The organism is Mycobacterium sp. TY815, assembly GCF_030755135.1.
GTDB lineage: Bacteria > Actinomycetota > Actinomycetes > Mycobacteriales > Mycobacteriaceae > Mycobacterium.
Map to the genome: position 1 here is coordinate 3,571,906 of NZ_JAUFRX010000001.1, position 17,529 is coordinate 3,589,434.

Sequence of the window (17,529 nt, forward strand, 5' to 3'; positions counted from 1 at the left end):
CATTGGCACAACACATCCCGGCTCGGACTGATAAGACCGATGGCCGCAAGCGACGCTGGCACCAGCACAAGGTGGACCGCCGCAACGAGCTGGTCGACGGCACGATCGAGGCGATTCGCCGGCAGAGCCGCTTTTTGAGCATGGATGAGATCGCGGCGGAGATCGGGGTCTCGAAGACCGTGCTCTATCGCTACTTCGTCGACAAGAACGACCTCACGACCGCGGTGATGATGCGCTTTGCGCAAACCACCCTGATTCCCAACATGGCCGCGGCGCTGTCGTCGAGTCTGGACGGCTACGAACTGACCCGTGAAGTGATCCGGGTGTACGTCGAAACCATGGCCGCCGAGCCGGAGCCGTACGGCTTCGTGATGGCCAACAGTTCGGGCAGCAAAAGCAAGGTGATCGCCGATTCGGAACGGATCATCGCCCGCATGATCGCGGTGATGCTGCGCCGCCGCATGCGCGAGGCCGGCATGGACGTGGGCGGCGTCGAACCGTGGGCATACCTGATCGTCGGCGGTGTGCAGTTGGCCACACATTCCTGGATGTCGGATCCGCGGATGAGCAGCGACGAGTTGATCGACTATCTGACGATGCTGAGCTGGAGCGCGCTGTGCGGAATCGTCGAGGCAGGCGGGTCGCTGGAGAAGTTCCGCGCACAACCGCACCCGTCCCCGAGCGTGCCCGCGTGGGAGCAGCTGAAACAGGGGTGACCGCACTCCTGTGCGGGCCTTAGCCGACCCAGGTGTGACGTAAGGAGTGCAAGCGCACCCCTCGGCAGCGGTTAGCATTCAGAGAATGCATCGGGGGCGCTGCAGATCCGACTGATCGATTTTTGTCCGGGAGCACCCCGACAAACAGAAAGGCTGACATCGCAATGGCCGTGCAGCTAACGCCCCATTTCGGCAACGTGCAGGCGCACTACGACCTGTCCGATGAGTTCTTCCGCCTCTTCCTGGACCCCACCCAGACGTACAGCTGCGCGTACTTCGAGCGCGAAGACATGACGCTGGAAGAGGCTCAGCTCGCCAAGATCGACCTAGCGTTGGGCAAGCTCAACCTGGAACCCGGGATGACGCTGCTGGACATCGGCTGTGGCTGGGGTGCCACGATGCGACGTGCTATCGAGAAGTACGACGTGAACGTGATCGGGCTGACGCTCTCGGAGAACCAGGCCGCCCACGTCCAAAAGAAGTTCGACGAGATGGACACGCCCCGCACCCGGCAGGTACTGCTCGAGGGGTGGGAAAAGTTCCACGAGCCCGTCGACCGCATTGTCTCGATCGGCGCATTCGAGCACTTCGGCCGTCAGCGTTACCCGCGCTTCTTCAAGATGGCCTACGAGGCGCTCCCGAGCGACGGCATCATGTTGCTGCACACGATCGTGCGGCCCACATTCAAGGAAGCCAGGGCCAAGGGCCTGCCACTGACGCATGAGATCGTGCATTTCAGCCAGTTCATCCTGGCCGAGATCTTCCCCGGCGGTTACCTGCCCACTGTTCCGGTGGTCGAGGAGCAGTCCGCAGCGGCGGGGTTCTCGATGAAGCGCATCCAGTCCCTGCAGCAGCACTACGCGCGGACGCTGGAGATCTGGGCAGCCGCCCTCGAGGCCAAGAAGGATCTGGCCATCGCGATCCAGTCGGAGAAGGTCTACGACCGCTACATGAAGTACTTGACCGGGTGCGCCAAGTTGTTCCACGAGGGTTACACCGACATCTGCCAGTTCACTCTGGCGAAGTAGCCCGCACGGGGTCTCCGCGGAGCAGGACTCGCGGCGACCCCGGCGCCGGCATCACTTGACCAGCGTGAACTGTCCCACGTTGCAGATGCCCCGACGGAAGAAGTCTTCACAGCCCGTCAGATAGTGCATGTATTTGTCGTAGATCTCTTCGGACTGCAACGCGATCGCTTCGTCCTTCTTGGCCGCCAAATTCTCGGCCCAGATGTGCAGGGTCCGCTCGTAGTGCTCGCCTAGCAAATGGACTCTCTCCACCGAAAATCCCACCAGCTTCGCCAACTTATGAATATCTTCCTGGGCCGGCAACTGTCCGCCCGGGAAAATTTCCTTTCCTATGAAACGCATAAAACGCAGATCAGTCATCGTCACCTTGACACCACGCTCATGCTGCTGCTTCTGCGTGTACGCCAAAATCGTGTGCAACAGCATCCGCCCGTCGGCGGGGAGAATGCTGTGAGCACGCTCGAAGAACGTCGCGTAGCGCTCTGCCTTGAAGGCCTCGAAGGCGCCAATGGTTACGATGCGGTCGACGTTGTCGTCGAACTCTTCCCACCCTTGCAGGCGGACCTCGATGGTCCGATTGGTGGGGATCTTGGCCAGCCGCTTCTTGCTGTACTCAAACTGGTTGCGGCTCAACGTAATACCGATGACGTTGACATCAAACTTCTCGACCGCGCGTTGCAGCGCACCGCCCCAGCCACAGCCGATATCGAGCACTGTCATGCCGGGTTCGAGGTTCAGCTTCCCCAACGCGAGGTCGAACTTGGCGTTGGACGCCTCCTCGAGGGTCATATCTTCCCGCTCGAAGTAAGCGCAGGTGTACGCCATTGTTGGATCTAGAAATAACGCGAAAAACTCATCGGAAACGTCGTAGATAGATTGTGATTCTTCATAAAACGGCTGCAAATCGCCCATGCTCCGCTAATACCCTCTCGTCTGTAGCCGAGAGGATACCTCATTCACAGTACGACTGCCGTACTTTCGTGCAACGGATATTGCCCGCCGCGCATTCTCAGTATGTGTAGAAGCCTCTACCAGACTTTTTGCCCAGCAGGCCCGCCTCGACCATCCGCTGCAACAGTGGCGGCGGTCCGTACAGCGGCTCTTTGAACTCGTCGTACATCTTGTCCGCGATCAGCTTCAGCGTGTCCAGTCCCACCAGGTCGGACAGCTTCAGCGGCCCCATCGGGTGCGACAACCCGGCCACCACCGCCTTGTCGACGTCTTCAACCGTCGCAAAGCCGGCCTCGACCATCCGGATCGCCGAGAGCAGATAGGGCACCAGCAGGGCGTTCACCACGAAACCGGATCGGTCCGAGCAACGCACAACCTGCTTGCCCAGTACTGCACTGGCAAACTCCTCGGTGCGCGCGGCAGCATCTTTGTCGGTGACTAGCGTGCTGACCAACTCGACCAACGGCAGCACGGGCACGGGATTGAAGAAGTGCAATCCCAATACGCGCTGGGGATTTTTGGTGGCGGCAGCAATCTTCATGATCGGGATGCTGGAGGTGTTCGACGCCAGCACGGCCTGCGGGTCGGTGACCACGCGGTCCAACTCGGCAAACACCTGAGCTTTCACCGTCTCGTCTTCGACGATGGCCTCGATCACCAGCTGCCGGTCGGCCAGGTCGGCGAGATCGGTGGTGAAGGTCAACAGGCTCAGCGCGCGGTCGCGCTCCCGCTCGGTGACTTTGCCGGCGCTGACGCCGCGCTCCAGCGATTTCATGATGCGATTGCGGCCCGCGGTGATCAGCGCGTCGGTGGTCTCGAAGACCGTCACGGCGACGCCCGCCCGCACCGATACCTCGGCAATACCGGACCCCATCTGCCCAGCCCCGATCACACCCACTCGCTGGATAGCTGCATCGCTCACTGTTGTCTCTCCCGAGTCTGTGGTTGCACCGGAATAGGCCCCGCCCAGGTTGCCTGGGCGGGGCCTACTGTACTCAATCGTCTGTCGCGAGCAGACGCAAGCTCGCATCAAATGGGCTGCAGAAGTGCGAGTTTGCGCCTGCTCGACGAAGGAATCAGATCAGTGAAACTGGCCCTCTTCGGTCGAGCCGGCCAGAGCCGTCGTCGACGAAGTCGGGTCGACGGTCGTGGCGATCCGGTCGAAGTAACCGGCGCCCACCTCGCGCTGGTGCTTGGTGGCGGTGTAGCCGCGCTCCTCGGCAGCGAACTCGCGCTCCTGCAGCTCGACGTACGCGCTCATCTGCTTGCGGGCGTAGCCGTGGGCCAGATCGAACATCGAGTAGTTCAGGGCGTGGAAGCCGGCCAGCGTGATGAACTGGAACTTGAAGCCCATCGCACCGAGCTCCTTCTGGAACTTGGCGATCGTGTCGTCGTCGAGGTGCTTCTTCCAGTTGAACGACGGCGAGCAGTTGTAGGCCAGCAGCTGGTCGGGGAACTCGCTCTTGACGCCCTCGGCGAACTTCTTGGCCAGCTCCAGGTCCGGGGTACCGGTCTCCATCCAGATCAGGTCGGAGAAGGGTGCGTAGGCCTTGGCGCGGGCGATGCAGGGCTCCAGACCGTTCTTGATGCGGTAGAAGCCTTCGTTGGTGCGCTCGCCGGTGATGAACGGGCGGTCCCGCTCGTCGACGTCGGAGGTGATCAGCGTGGCGGCCTCGGCGTCGGTGCGCGCGATGACGACCGTGGGAACGCCAGCGACGTCAGCCGCCAGACGGGCCGAGGTCAGGGTGCGGATGTGCTGCTGGGTGGGGATCAGCACCTTGCCGCCCAGGTGGCCACACTTCTTCTCCGAGGCCAGCTGGTCTTCCCAGTGCGAACCCGCGACACCGGCGGCGATCATCGCTTTCTGCAGCTCGTAGACGTTCAGCGCGCCACCGAAGCCGGCCTCACCGTCGGCGACGATCGGAGCCAGCCAGTTGTCCACCGAACGGTCGCCCTCGACCTTGGCGATCTCGTCGGCGCGAAGCAGTGCGTTGTTGATGCGACGCACGACCTGCGGCACCGAGTTGGCGGGGTAGAGGCTCTGGTCGGGGTAGGTGTGGCCGGAGAGGTTGGCGTCACCGGCGACCTGCCAACCCGACAGGTAGATCGCCTTCAGGCCGGCGCGGACCTGCTGGACGGCCATGTTGCCGGTCAGCGCGCCCAGCGCGTTGACGAAGTCCATCTCGTGCAGCTGCTCCCAGAGCACCTCGGCGCCGCGGCGGGCGAGGGTGTGCTCCTCGACGACGTGACCCTGCAGCGCCACGACGTCCTGCGGGGTGTAGGTGCGCTTGACGCCCTTCCAGCGGGGGTTGTGGTCCCAGTCGTGCTGGATCTGCTCAGCGCTCTTCGGGGTGCCGACTTCGGACATGGGGCTGCTCCTTACGGTCATTCTTTGACTGAAATTTGCTTGCGATGGGTCTTGCGATGAAGCAAGCCACCGCGGTGCGGATCGAAGCTAGAGGTTTAACTTCGCCTCGACTTCACTGATGTGCTAACTCGACCATGGCACAGTGCATTCCCGCTGGTCCACCCATTTCACTTGCGAATTTTGGCTATGACCTGTGGTCATTTTGCGAAGGTTGCGAAGCTGGCGAACTACTGAACCGGTTCAGAAGCTACCGGCCGGTAACCGAAACCTGCAGGTCATCGGCAATTTACCGGGACGCTTGTCCGGTTAAAGAGTGAACAGCGCGGCGACGGCTTTGGTCTCGTCGCCGACCGCATATGTGAGCGTTGTAACAGTCCGGTCCGCGAGCTCGGAACCGAACTGGTCGGTCGAACCGGCGGGGTGCACGTGCGAGATGATCTCCAGCTTGTCGCCCAGCGCGACGGGCGCCTCGTGCTCGATGGTCACGCGCAGGGGCAGTGTCATCAGCTCGGGGTGGGAGGCCAGGTAGTCCTCGACCACGCTCCAGTAGACCGAGTTGTTCATGTGGTCGAACAGGTCGATGTCGGTCACCCGCACGGGGAACTCGTGGATCTCGGTTGCGTCATCGCGGCCACCGGGCTTGAGGTAACCCTTCCAGCGCAGCCGCTCTACCGTGGTGGTCTTGTGCAGACCGGCGAGGAAGTCGTCGGCGATGCGCGCCGGCATCTCGGTTTCCTTGTTCACGTGGATCCAGAACGCCTCGGACTCGATCAGCCCGCCTTTGCGTCCGTCGATGCGGACCCGCATCTCGCACCACCGGTTAGAGGTGCCCGAACACCAGCGCCGGCAGCGCAGCATGTCCTGGAACTCGATGGGGCGGATCAGGTCCACCATCGTTCGCCGCACGATCCAGAGCGGATGGGTCTCCTCGAAGCCCATCTCACGCAGCTGGTCCTGCCCGATGTCCTGGATGTGCCGGCATGCCGCGTCTAACCGCAACCGCCCGGTTCGGTCGATGTCACCGACGCGCAGCGGCCACTCGCGATCGAAGACATCGGGGCTACCGTCGGGCACCGGCATCAACTTTTTGTCCAGGCTCACGGCGCTGCTCCCCGTTTCCTCCTCGTGCGAAAACCAGGTTAACCCTGGGGACTTCGAAGCGAATCATGCCAACGACGCCTGCTAAAGACCAATCGCATCACCGGTGGCCATACCGGTGTCGAGCCGCCTGCCAAGTCTGCAAAGCAAGTCTTCGCAACCACGACTACGCTGGTCAGAGTGTCTAAAACGTTCGTCGGCGCGCGCGTGCGCCAGCTTCGCAGCGAACGCGGATTCAGCCAGGCCGCGTTGGCTCAGATGCTCGACATCTCACCCAGTTATCTCAACCAGATCGAGCACGACGTCCGCCCCCTGACCGTGGCGGTGCTGCTGCGGATCACCGAGGTGTTCGGGGTGGATGCCACCTTCTTCGCCTCCCAGGACGACACCCGCCTGGTCGCCGAGCTGCGCGAGGTGACCATGGACCGCGACCTGGACATCGAGGTGGACCCGACCGAGATCGCCGAGATGGTCAACACCCACCCGAGCCTGGCTCGCGCGATGGTCAACCTGCACCGGCGCTACCGGATCACCACCGCCCAACTGGCTGCCGCCACTGAGGAGCGCTACTTCGACGGCAGCAGCGGGAGCGGGTCGATCACGATGCCCCACGAAGAGGTGCGCGACTACTTCTACGAACGCCAGAATTACCTGCATGAGCTGGACACCGCGGCCGAGGAACTCACCGTCAAGATGCGGATGCACCACGGGGATCTGGCGCGGGAACTGACCCGCCGGCTCACCGAGGTTCACGGAGTCCACATCACCAGGCGCATCGATCTCGGCGACACGGTGCTGCACCGCTACGACCCTGCGACCAAGACGCTGGAGATGAGCAATCACCTTGCCTCCGGGCAGCAGGTGTTCAAGATGGCGGCCGAGCTGGCCTACCTCGAATACGGCGACCTGATCGACACCATGGTCACCGACGGCAAATTCACCAGCGACGAGTCGCGGACGCTGGCCCGGCTGGGGCTGGCGAACTACTTCGCCGCCGCCGCGGTGCTGCCCTACCGCCAGTTCCACGACGTCGCCGAGAATTTCCGCTACGACGTCGAACGGCTGTCGGCCTTCTACCAGATCAGCTACGAGACCATCGCGCACCGGCTTTCCACGTTGCAACGCCCCTCGATGCGCGGCGTACCGCTGTCATTCGTCCGGGTCGACCGCGCCGGCAACATGTCAAAGCGTCAGTCCGCCACCGGGTTTCACTTCTCCTCCACCGGCGGCACCTGCCCGTTGTGGAACGTCTACGAGACCTTCGCCAACCCCGGCAAGATCCTGGTGCAGATCGCTCAGATGCCGGACGGGCGCAATTACATGTGGGTGGCCCGTACCGTCGAACGGCGCGCGGCCCGGTATGGTCAGCCCGGAAAAACCTTCGCGATCGGGCTCGGCTGCGAACTTCGTCATGCGCACCGACTCGTCTACTCAGAGGGGCTGAGCTTGTCTGGGGACCTGAAAATGATTGCTACGCCGATCGGCGCGGGTTGCCGGGTGTGCGAACGCGACAACTGTCCGCAGCGGGCGTTCCCGGCGCTGGGCCGTGCGCTCGATATCGACGAGCACCGCAGCACCGTCTCCCCCTACCTGGTCAAGCAAGCATGACCGGCAATCAGGTCGCCCGCATCCCACCCGGCCGGTTCCGCCAGCTGGGTCCGATCAACTGGGTGGTCGCGAAGCTCGCCGCGCGCAAGGTGGGCGCACCCGAGATGCATCTGTTCACCACGCTCGGTTCCCGCCAGGGCCTGTTCTGGACGTGGGCGATCTATTCCGGGCGCCTGATGCGGGGACGGTTGCCGACCATCGACACCGAGCTGGTCATTCTGCGGGTCGGCCATCTGCGGTCCTGCGAATACGAACTGCAGCATCATCGCGGGATGGCACGCAAAGCGGGGTTGGACGCCCAGACGCAGGCCACCATCTTCGCCTGGCCCGAGGCACCACCGGGAGACGGGCCCCGCAAGGTGCTCAGCGCCCGCCAGCAGGCGCTGTTGAACGCGACCGACGAGCTGATCAAGGACCGCACCATCTCCGAGGAGACCTGGCGGCAACTGGCGGCTCACCTCAACCGCGCCCGGCTGATCGAATTCTGCATGCTCGCCACGCAGTACGACGGGCTGGCCGCAACGATCACCGCACTGAGGATTCCGCTGGACAACCCGCGGTAGCGTCAGAGATACAGGTTGGCCAGCACGGCCAGGGTCAGCGCCACGGGAAGCACCGGAACACCGAAGGCGAACGCAGACCATCCGTATCGGCGACGCCAGCGCATCAGCAAGCCGCAGATCACCGCGCCGACCGCGATTGCACCCGACACCACCAGCACCGCCAGGCTCCATGTGCCGACCGTCGTGAGATCGTCGCCGATGGTGATCGCAGCCAGCCAGAGGACGTAGCCGACGAGCAATCCCCCGATCGCGCCGACCACGACCGCACTGTGCCGCGGCTCCTCATTGCGGGACATGAACACCTGGCGATGGTATCTCCCGCCGCGGTGAGCGGCCGCCGCGGAAGGTCTGCGGTCAGCCGATCGGGGTGAGGGTGAACCTGTCGTGGTGGTCATCGAGGGTGCAGGGCGCCACCGATGAGGGGTGGGCGAAGTCCACTTCGCCGGTGAGCGTGGCCGGGTCCCACCATTGCGTGACGTTCACCGGATGACTGCGGCCGCCGAGTACGAGTTCACCGATGAAGTAGGAAGGGCATTCCAGGCCGTCCATGATGATCCGGTTGCTGACATAGCGGCCGTTCTCCAGCCGGGCGTCGAAGCTGCGGCCCGACCCGGTGGTCACATGGGCGACGCAGGCGGGGCTGCAGGTGGTGGTGATCGTCCACGTGCCCGAGTCTCCGTCCTCGTCGGCGTAGTGGTAGACACCGTTCATCGTCGGATTCTCGGCCGCGGCCTGTGGTGCCGCGCCCAGCCCCAACCCGAAGAGTAGAGCGATTGACGCGGGAAAAATGTTGAACCTCATGTGTTTCCGCCCTCAGGTTGTTGGAGCGGCGGAGCGGACGAGGCAGCCAGCGACGGCGAGTTTCCTCGCCGACGCACCCGCACCGCCCCACCTAACACGAAAGGTAGATTACGAAAAATTCTTCGTCAATGAGCCGCGGGTACTCCCTGGGCGTATTCATAGAAAGCCGTTGGCTACCGAATGCTGCGCTGCGCTTGGGGACACCACGAATCCGCGCAGGCCGCGGCCGAAAGGACGACCCGCCACCCACGCTCACCCGCGATCGCGAGTTCTAGAAATTGATCATGTGCCCGATCAGTCCGTGGAAGCACTCCTGCAGCGCCTCGGACATGGTCGGATGCGTGTGCACATTGCGGGCCAGTTCGTTGGCGGTCAGGTCCCACTTCTGCGCCAGCGTGAGCTCCGGCAGCAGCTCGGAGACGTCGTGACCCACCAGGTGCCCACCGATGAGCTCCCCGTACTTGGCGTCGGCGATCAGCTTGACGAAGCCGCTCGGGTCGCCGACACCGTGCGCCTTGGCGTTGGCGGTGAACGGGAACTTGGCCACCACCACGTCGTAGCCTTCGTCGCGAGCCTGCTCCTCGGTGAGGCCGAAGCTGGCGACATTGGGCTGACAGAACGTGGCGCGCGGCAACATCCGGTAGTCCCCCAGCGCCAAAGTCTCTGCGCCGGCGATGGTTTCAGCCGCCACGACACCCATCGCCTCGGCGACGTGGGCCAGCATCAGCTTGCCTGTGACATCGCCGATGGCGTAGATGTGCGGCACGGAAGTCTGCATGTAATCGGTGATGCCGATCGCCTTGCGGTCGGTGAGCCCCACTCCGGCTTTGTCCAGCCCGTAGCCCTCGACGTTGGGCGCAAAGCCGATGGCCTGCAACACTTTCTCGGCTTTGAGGTCCTCACTCTTGCGGTCCTTGCTCACCGACACGGTGACCTCGGAACCATTGTCAGTGATGGATTCCACCTTGGTGCCGGTGAGGATCTTGATGCCCAGTTTCTTGAACGCCTTCTCGATCTCCTTGGAGGAGTCGGCGTCCTCGTTGGGCAGCGCCCGGGGCAGGAACTCGACGATGGTGACGTCGACGCCGTAGTTCTTCATCACGTACCCGAATTCCATGCCGATGGCGCCGGCGCCGGCGATGATCACCGACTTCGGAAGCTCGCGGGTCATGATCAGCTTCTCGTAGGTCACCACGTTTTCCGACAGCGACGTGCCCGGAACCAGGCGAGTGCTGCTACCGGTGGCGATGATGGCGTTGTCGAACGTGACCTCTTCGGTCCCGCCGTCGTTCAGCTCGACCGAAATCGTGTTGGCATCGGTGAACCTGCCGTACCCGTGGATCTCGGTGATCTTGTTCTTCTTCATCAGGTAGTGCACACCGGCCACCCGGCCGTCGGCCACCTTGCGGCTGCGGTCGAACGCCACCCCGAAGTCGAAGGTCGCCTCTCCGCTGATGCCGAAGGCTTTGGCTTCCTTGGTGAAGATGTGGGCGAGCTCGGCGTTGCGCAGCAACGCCTTCGACGGGATGCAACCGACGTTGAGGCAGACGCCGCCCCAATACTTCGGTTCGATGATTGCGGTGTTCAACCCGAGCTGTGCGGCACGAATGGCTGCTACGTATCCGCCGGGACCTGCTCCGAGAACGACGACGTCATAGTGGGTCACGGCCCTAACCCTAATCGCCCAATTATTCGGGCACTACGCCCATCACACACGGCGTGGTCACCCGCTCGCAGTAGTACGACCCGTACAAGGGTGCCGCGGCAGCGACGGAGGCGAACGGCGCCGACATCACAGCGACGGCCAGAGCGGCGACCAGGGGCTTGGATTGCACCATCGCCAGAACCGGGCCGGCCACCGCGCAAGCCAGCACGTACACGAACGTCGCGAACACCGGTGGCGTCTTGTCGATGGTGTGGTACCACCAGTAGAACAGGCTGAGCCCGAAGACCGCCGCGAAGAACCACACCCCGAACAGCACCAGGACCAGCTTCCACCATTTCAGGTAGAGGTAGCGGCCGGGAACGGCGATCGGCCCGGGCGCCTCGGCCAGCGCATCCGGCCCGGCGTCCGGCTGAGCCACCGCGGCCGGCGTCACCGGCTTCGGCTCCTCCTCGACGACGGGCGCCGGTCCCGCCTTCTTGACCGGCTCCTCGTCGAGTTCGGCCAGCGGCAGAAACGGTTGGGAGTCGGTGTCGAAATCCGGGACGAACGGCACGGACGGTTCACCGGCGTCGTACCTGGGAACGACCGGCAGTTCGCCGGAGTCGAAATCGGGCACGAAAGGTTCGGTGCCCGGGCTGGACTCGCGGTCCTGCTCGGTCTTCTTCTCAGCCATGGGAGACCACCTGCATGGCGACGAGCATGCCCAGCCAGCCGGGTCCCAGCGCCAAGATGGCCGCGCCGAGCATGGTCACCCATCGACGCCCGGAGAACAGGATCACAGACAGTCCGACCAGGGCCGGGACGCCGACCACCAGCGCAATGGCGATGTCCGGCCGCACCCGGGCATGTATCAGCAGGCTCGACGCCACCGCCAGCAGCTGACCCACCGCACTGCCCGCCAGCATGGCGCTGGCCAGCAGCCACGCGCGCGGAAGGGGGATCACGGTAGACGACCTTACTGAACTACCGAGGCGGCGCTGGGCACGTCCCCGGCGAGTTGTCGGTCACAAGATGGCCTCGTATCGACGGCCTTTCGCCACGCTCGTAGGCCGCGCCCGTGATCACCGGTTGCGCTTGCAGCTCCGCACTTTCGGTCTCGGTGAAGACCCGGCCGCGGCTGAGGAATCGCATCCCCTCCGGCGCTTCCAGGCTGAAGCCGCCGCCGCGGCCGGGCACCACATCGATGACCAGTTGGGTGTGCTTCCAGGTCTCGTACTGCGGGCCGGAGATCCATACGGGAACGCCTTCGGCGCCGACGTCGAGAACGCCCAGCAGGACGTCGCGGTCGCCCACCAGGAAGTCCCCGCGCGGGTAACACATCGGCGACGACCCGTCGCAGCAGCCACCGGACTGGTGGAACATCACCGGTCCGTGCCGGTCCTGCAAACGCTGCAGCAGTTCGGCGGCGGAGGCGGTGATGAGCGCCCCCGGGATCATCAGAAGAAGCCCTGCGCCTTCTCGGAGTAGGACACCAGCATGTTCTTGGTCTGCTGGTAGTGCTCGAGCGCCATCAGGTGACCCTCGCGCCCGAAGCCGGACTGCTTGTAACCGCCGAATGCCGAGTGCGGCGGGTACACGTGGTAGCAGTTCACCCAGACCCGCCCGGCCTTGATGTCGCGCCCGGCCCGGTAGGCGGTGTTGCCGTTGCGGCTCCACACACCCGCCCCCAGACCGTAGAGGGTGTCGTTGGCGATCCCGATCGCGTCGTCGTAGCTGTCGAACGGGGTTACCGCCACTACCGGTCCGAAGATCTCTTCCTGGAAGATCCGCATCTTGTTGTTGCCGCTGAAGATCGTCGGCTGCATGTAGAAGCCGCCGGACAGGTCGCCGCCCAGTTCGGCACGCTCGCCGCCGGTGATGATCTTGGCGCCTTCGCCTTTGCCGATCTCGATGTAGGACAGGATCTTCTCCAACTGGTCGTTGGATGCCTGGGATCCCAGCATGGTCTCGGAGTCGAGCGGGTCACCCTGCCGGACGGCCTTGGTCCGGATCGCGGCCAACTCCAAAAACTCGTCGTGGATATCGGACTGCACCAGGCTGCGCGACGGGCAGGTGCAGACTTCGCCCTGGTTGAGGGCGAACATGGTGAAGCCTTCCAGCGCCTTGTCCTGGAAGTCGTCGCCGGCGGCCATCACGTCGGAGAAGAAGATGTTCGGGCTTTTGCCGCCGAGTTCCAGGGTGACCGGGATCAGGTTCTGCGAGGCGTACTGCATGATGAGTCGCCCGGTGGTGGTCTCCCCGGTGAAGGCGACCTTGGCGATCCGGTTGCTCGAGGCCAGCGGTTTACCGGCCTCGGCACCGAAGCCGTTGACGACGTTGAGCACTCCCGGCGGGAGCAGGTCACCGATCAGCGACATCAGGTACAGGATCGAGGCCGGGGTCTGTTCGGCCGGCTTCAGCACGATCGCGTTGCCGGCCGCCAGCGCCGGTGCCAGTTTCCACGCGCCCATCAGGATCGGGAAGTTCCAGGGGATGATCTGCCCGACGACGCCGAGCGGTTCGTGGAAGTGGTAGGCGACGGTGTCGTCGTCGATCTGCGACAGGGCGCCCTCCTGGGCCCGGATGGCGGCCGCGAAGTACCGGAAATGGTCGGCGGCCAACGGAATGTCGGCGGCCAGCGCCTCGCGGATGGGCTTGCCGTTGTCCCATACTTCGGCCACCGCGAGCGCGGCGGTGTTCGCCTCGATACGGTCGGCGATCTTGTTCAGAATCGCGGCCCGTTCGGCTGGCGATGTCTTGCCCCAGGCCGGTGCCGCACCGTGTGCGGCATCCAGCGCCTTCTCGATGTCGGTTTCGTCGGACCGCGGAATTTCGCAGAACGGCTGGCCGGTCACCGGCGACGGGTTCTCGAAGTAGCGGCCCGCGGCGGGCGCGACCCACTCGCCGCCGATGAAGTTCCCGTACCGCGACTCATAGGACATCAGCGCCCCGGAAGTCCCCGGACGTGCAAAGACAGGCATCTGTTCGGCTCCTCGTTAGTTCATGTAATACAGCTCACACTACCGCTGGGCCAGAATGGCTTCCATGCCATCTGAGACTGCCGACGACCCCTACCTCTGGCTCGAAGACGTCACCGGAGAGGAGGCACTGGATTGGGTGCGCGCCCGCAACGAGCCGACCAAAAAGGAGTTCTGCGACGCCGAGTTCGAGACGATGCGCACCGAGGCGCTGGAGGTGCTCGACACCGACGCCCGGATCCCTTACGTGCGCCGGCGGGGGGACTATCTGTACGACTTCTGGCGCGATGCCAAGAACCCTCGCGGCCTGTGGCGGCGCACCACGCTGGAGAGCTACCGCACCGACTCGCCCGAGTGGGATGTGGTGATCGACGTCGACGAGTTGGGCCGTGCGGACAACCGGAACTGGGTGTGGGCCGGCGCCGAGGTGATCGAACCAGAGCTCACCCGAGCCCTGGTCAGCCTTTCGCCGGGCGGCTCGGATGCCGTCGTTGTGCGCGAATTCGACATGGTGACAAGGGAATTCGTTGCCGACGGGTTCGAGTTGCCGGAGGCCAAGTCACAGATCGGGTGGGACGACCCGGACACCGTCCTGGTGGGCACCGACTTCGGCCCGGGCTCGATGACCGAATCCGGTTATCCGCGAATCCTCAAGCGGTGGCGGCGCGGCACGCCACTGGCCGAGGCGGAGACGATTTTCGAGGGCGAGCCCACTGACGTCAGCGCCGGCGGCTCGAAAGACCGCACGCCGGGCTTCGAACGCACCTTCATCGGCCGCTCCCTGGACTTCTGGAATCGCCAGCGCTACGAGTTGCGCGGCACCGAACTCATCTCCATCGACGTGCCGACGGACGCCAGCAGCATGTCGGTGCACCGCGAGTGGTTGCTGGTCGAGCTGCGCACCGACTGGACCGTCAATGACACGACCTATCGCGCCGGTTCCCTCCTGGCTGCCAACTACGACGAATTCATCAGCGGCGCAAGAGATCTCACGGTGGTGTTCGAGCCCGATGAACACACCTGCCTCTACTACCACGCCTGGACGAGGGACCGGCTGCTGCTCGTCACGCTGGCCGACGTGGCCAGCCGGGTGGAGATCGTCATTCCGGGAACCTGGCAGCGCGAGCCGCTGTCGGGTTTGCCCGAGTCGACGAACACCGTGATCACGGCCGCCGACGACACCGGCGACGAGTTCTTCCTGGACTCCAGCGGATTCACCGCCCCGTCTCGGCTGTTGCGCGGCACCGGCACCGACGGCCTCGAGCCGATCAAGTCGGCGCCGTCCTTCTTCGACGCTGAAAACCTTTCGGTCGAACAGCATTTCGTCACGTCGCTGGACGGCACCTCGGTCCCGTACTTCGTGGTCCGCCCCGCAGACACCACGGGACCGACCCCCACCCTGCTCTACGGCTACGGCGGCTTCGAGACCTCGCTTACTCCCGGCTACAGCGGGGTGCTGGGCCGGCTGTGGCTGGCCCGCGGCGGTACCTACGTGCTGGCCAACATCCGCGGGGGCGGGGAGTATGGACCGGGCTGGCACACCCAGGCGATGCGCGAAGGGCGGCACAAGGTGGCCGAAGACTTCGTGGCTGTCGCCGACGATCTGGTCCGGCGCGGCATCACCACGGTCGGCCAACTCGGCGCCCAGGGCGGCAGCAACGGCGGCCTGCTGATGGGAATCATGTTGACCACGTACCCGGAGAAGTTCGGCGCGCTGGTCTGCAGCGTGCCCCTGCTGGACATGAAGCGCTACCACCTGCTGCTGGCCGGCGCCTCCTGGGTGGCCGAATACGGCGACCCGGACAACCCGGAAGATTGGGCGTTCATCTCCGAATATTCGCCGTACCAGAACATTTCGGCGGACCGGAAGTATCCGCCGATCCTGCTGACCACGTCCACCCGCGACGACCGGGTGCATCCCGGCCACGCCCGCAAGATGACCGCCGCCCTCGAGGCCACCGGCCACCGGGTCTGGTACTACGAGAACATCGAGGGTGGACACGGCGGCGCCGCCGACAACGAGCAACTCGCGTTCAAGTCGGCGCTGAGCTACTCATTCCTGTGGCGGATGCTGGCAACCGACACGTAGCTGTGACGGTTACAACGTCTAGCTGCAAGCAGCATCGGGCACCCTGGAACCCATGTCCGCGCAACTGCCGGGAATCTTCGACACGCTTGCCCCCAGCCTCGACAGGTACGGGTACGCGGCGATCGGGGTTCTGGTGGGGCTGGAAGGGATCGGAATACCGCTTCCAGGCCAGCTGATCCTCATCGCGGGTGGTATCTACGCGGCCAGCGGCCATCTGACCCTGGTCCCGGTACTGGTCGCAGGGCTGCTCGCGGCGATGGGCGGGGACAACGCCGGCTATGCCATCGGCCGCTACGGTGGCCGTGAGCTGGTGCTGCGGTTCGGTCCGTATGTGCTGCTCACGCCGGATCGGCTGGCCAAGGCGGAGCGCTTCTTCGCCAGGCGCGGCCATCTGGTGGTCTCCCTCGGGCGCTTCGTCGACGGACTCCGCCAGGCCAGCGGCATAGCCGCGGGACTGGCACGGATGAATTGGCGCCGCTACCTGGCCTACAACGCGCTGGGCTCCGCGGTGTGGGTGGCCGTCTGGGTGCTCGCCGGATATCTGGCCGGCAACCACATCGAGACGCTCTATGCCGCATTCCAGCGCTACGGCATCTACCTGCTGGCCACGTGCGCAGCCGTCGCGTTCGCCGTGGTGGCCGGGCTGGCGATGAGACGTCGCCAGCAGGCTTGACACCATAAATCCGCGCGGCTTCGCTTCTGTTCATGCCTTCTGTCATGCCGTCTCGGGAGCCCGAATTCGAAACGCTGCTGTACTCGAGCAAGGGTCCGGTGGCCACGATCACCCTCAATCGACCCGAGCAGCTGAACACGATCGTCCCGCCGATGCCCGACGAGATCGAGGCCGCCATCGGCCTGGCCGAACGTGACCACGACATCAAGGTCATCGTGCTGCGCGGCGCCGGACGGGCCTTCTCCGGCGGTTTTGACTTCGGCGGAGGCTTCCAACACTGGGGCGAGGGCATGATGACCGACGGCCAGTGGGATCCGGGAAAGGATTTCGCCATGGTCAGCGCGCGCGAGACCGCGCCGACGCAGAAGTTCATGGCCATCTGGCGGGCTTCGAAACCGGTGATCGCGCAGGTGCACGGCTGGTGCGTCGGCGGGGCCAGCGACTACGCCCTGTGCGCCGACATCGTGATCGCCAGCGAGGACGCGGTGATCGGCACCCCGTACAGCAGGATGTGGGGCGCCTACTTGACCGGCATGTGGCTGTACCGGCTGAGTTTGGCCAAGGTGAAATGGCATGCGCTGACCGGTCGGCCGCTGACCGGCGTACAGGCCGCCGAGGTGGAACTGATCAACGAGGCGGTCCCGTTCGAACGGCTGGAGGCCCGGGTCGCCGAGGTCGCGGCGGAGCTGGCGCAGATCCCGTTGTCGCAGCTGCGGGCACAGAAGCTGATCGTCAATCAGGCCTACGAGAACATGGGCCTGGCTTCCACCCAGTTGCTGGGCGGCATTCTCGACGGCCTGATGCGCAACACCCCCGACGCGCTGGACTTCATCCGCACCGCCGAGACGCAGGGTGTGCGGGCTGCGGTGGAGCGCCGGGACGGCCCGTTCGGCGACTACAGCCAGGCTCCCCCCGATCTGAGGCCGAACCCGTCACACGTGATAGTTCCTGATCGCGAAGGGTAGTAAGATCGACTAGGAAATCGATTAGGAAATCGCCGTCGGAAATTTT

General features: G+C 64.5%; 18 protein-coding genes. 7 read left to right on the forward strand and 11 right to left on the reverse strand.

The window, feature by feature from the left end:
• Nucleotides 1-2 precede the first annotated feature (2 nt).
• Together QXK92_RS15500 and pcaA are read left to right on the forward strand one after the other, a co-directional pair.
• On the forward strand, nt 3-716 hold the full coding sequence (locus QXK92_RS15500; protein WP_306244455.1) for a TetR/AcrR family transcriptional regulator: 714 nt from the start codon (nt 3-5) through the stop codon (nt 714-716).
• 164 nt (nt 717-880) lie between these two features.
• Nucleotides 881-1,744: a cyclopropane mycolic acid synthase PcaA gene (gene pcaA / locus QXK92_RS15505; RefSeq protein ID WP_306242598.1), complete on the forward strand. Its 864-nt coding sequence runs from the start codon at nt 881-883 to the stop codon at nt 1,742-1,744.
• 51 nt (nt 1,745-1,795) lie between these two features.
• On the opposite strand, the gene QXK92_RS15510 is transcribed toward pcaA, so the two are convergent.
• From QXK92_RS15510 to QXK92_RS15525, 4 genes are all read right to left on the reverse strand, one after another.
• On the reverse strand, nt 1,796-2,656 hold the full coding sequence (locus QXK92_RS15510; protein WP_306242600.1) for a cyclopropane mycolic acid synthase family methyltransferase: 861 nt from the start codon (nt 2,654-2,656) through the stop codon (nt 1,796-1,798).
• A 97-nt stretch (nt 2,657-2,753) separates the two neighbouring features.
• Complete coding sequence (locus tag QXK92_RS15515; RefSeq protein ID WP_306242602.1) at nt 2,754-3,617, reverse strand: 3-hydroxybutyryl-CoA dehydrogenase; 864 nt, start codon at nt 3,615-3,617, stop codon at nt 2,754-2,756.
• A 159-nt stretch (nt 3,618-3,776) separates the two neighbouring features.
• Entirely contained in the window at nt 3,777-5,063 is a 1,287-nt protein-coding gene (gene aceA / locus QXK92_RS15520; protein ID WP_306242604.1) for an isocitrate lyase, read from the reverse strand.
• Between the two features lie 306 nt (nt 5,064-5,369).
• Nucleotides 5,370-6,164, reverse strand: coding sequence for an acyl-[acyl-carrier-protein] thioesterase (locus QXK92_RS15525; protein ID WP_306242605.1), 795 nt, complete (start codon nt 6,162-6,164; stop codon nt 5,370-5,372).
• Between the two features lie 177 nt (nt 6,165-6,341).
• On the opposite strand from QXK92_RS15525, the gene ramB reads away from it, so the two are divergent.
• On the forward strand, nt 6,342-7,769 hold the full coding sequence (gene ramB, locus QXK92_RS15530) for an acetate metabolism transcriptional regulator RamB (protein ID WP_306242606.1): 1,428 nt from the start codon (nt 6,342-6,344) through the stop codon (nt 7,767-7,769).
• A complete protein-coding gene (locus QXK92_RS15535; protein WP_306242608.1) occupies nt 7,766-8,332 on the forward strand; it encodes a carboxymuconolactone decarboxylase family protein in 567 nt (188 codons plus the stop codon). Before ramB ends, QXK92_RS15535 begins: the two co-directional genes overlap by 4 nt.
• A gap of 2 nt (nt 8,333-8,334) precedes the next feature.
• Here the strand turns inward: QXK92_RS15535 and QXK92_RS15540 are convergent, their stop codons facing one another.
• From QXK92_RS15540 to QXK92_RS15570, 7 genes are all read right to left on the reverse strand, one after another.
• On the reverse strand, nt 8,335-8,628 hold the full coding sequence (locus QXK92_RS15540; protein WP_306244457.1) for a hypothetical protein: 294 nt from the start codon (nt 8,626-8,628) through the stop codon (nt 8,335-8,337).
• Nucleotides 8,629-8,686: 58 nt separating this feature from the next.
• A complete protein-coding gene (locus tag QXK92_RS15545; protein ID WP_306242610.1) occupies nt 8,687-9,133 on the reverse strand; it encodes a hypothetical protein in 447 nt (148 codons plus the stop codon).
• 271 nt (nt 9,134-9,404) lie between these two features.
• The gene (gene lpdA, locus QXK92_RS15550) at nt 9,405-10,799 is read right to left on the reverse strand and encodes a dihydrolipoyl dehydrogenase (RefSeq protein WP_306242612.1); all 1,395 of its coding nucleotides are present in this window, start codon (nt 10,797-10,799) and stop codon (nt 9,405-9,407) included.
• 22 nt (nt 10,800-10,821) lie between these two features.
• Nucleotides 10,822-11,472 (reverse strand): hypothetical protein, encoded by a 651-nt coding sequence (locus QXK92_RS15555; protein ID WP_306242614.1) that lies wholly within the window; start codon nt 11,470-11,472, stop codon nt 10,822-10,824.
• Nucleotides 11,465-11,743 (reverse strand): putative holin, encoded by a 279-nt coding sequence (locus tag QXK92_RS15560; RefSeq protein WP_306242616.1) that lies wholly within the window; start codon nt 11,741-11,743, stop codon nt 11,465-11,467. The genes QXK92_RS15555 and QXK92_RS15560 overlap by 8 nt, the downstream gene beginning before the upstream one ends.
• A gap of 19 nt (nt 11,744-11,762) precedes the next feature.
• Nucleotides 11,763-12,236 (reverse strand): DUF779 domain-containing protein, encoded by a 474-nt coding sequence (locus QXK92_RS15565; RefSeq protein ID WP_306242618.1) that lies wholly within the window; start codon nt 12,234-12,236, stop codon nt 11,763-11,765.
• A complete protein-coding gene (locus tag QXK92_RS15570) occupies nt 12,236-13,759 on the reverse strand; it encodes an aldehyde dehydrogenase family protein (RefSeq protein ID WP_306242620.1) in 1,524 nt (507 codons plus the stop codon). Before QXK92_RS15570 ends, QXK92_RS15565 begins: the two co-directional genes overlap by 1 nt.
• A gap of 55 nt (nt 13,760-13,814) precedes the next feature.
• Here QXK92_RS15570 and QXK92_RS15575 point away from each other — a divergent pair, with 55 nt between their 5' ends.
• Genes QXK92_RS15575 through QXK92_RS15585 form a run of 3 tightly spaced genes read left to right on the forward strand, consistent with a single transcriptional unit; the run spans nt 13,815 to nt 17,483 of the window.
• A complete protein-coding gene (locus tag QXK92_RS15575) occupies nt 13,815-15,845 on the forward strand; it encodes a prolyl oligopeptidase family protein (RefSeq protein ID WP_306242621.1) in 2,031 nt (676 codons plus the stop codon).
• Between the two features lie 52 nt (nt 15,846-15,897).
• Nucleotides 15,898-16,518 (forward strand): DedA family protein, encoded by a 621-nt coding sequence (locus QXK92_RS15580; RefSeq protein WP_306242623.1) that lies wholly within the window; start codon nt 15,898-15,900, stop codon nt 16,516-16,518.
• 44 nt (nt 16,519-16,562) lie between these two features.
• On the forward strand, nt 16,563-17,483 hold the full coding sequence (locus tag QXK92_RS15585) for a crotonase/enoyl-CoA hydratase family protein (protein WP_306244460.1): 921 nt from the start codon (nt 16,563-16,565) through the stop codon (nt 17,481-17,483).
• Nucleotides 17,484-17,529 lie beyond the last annotated feature (46 nt).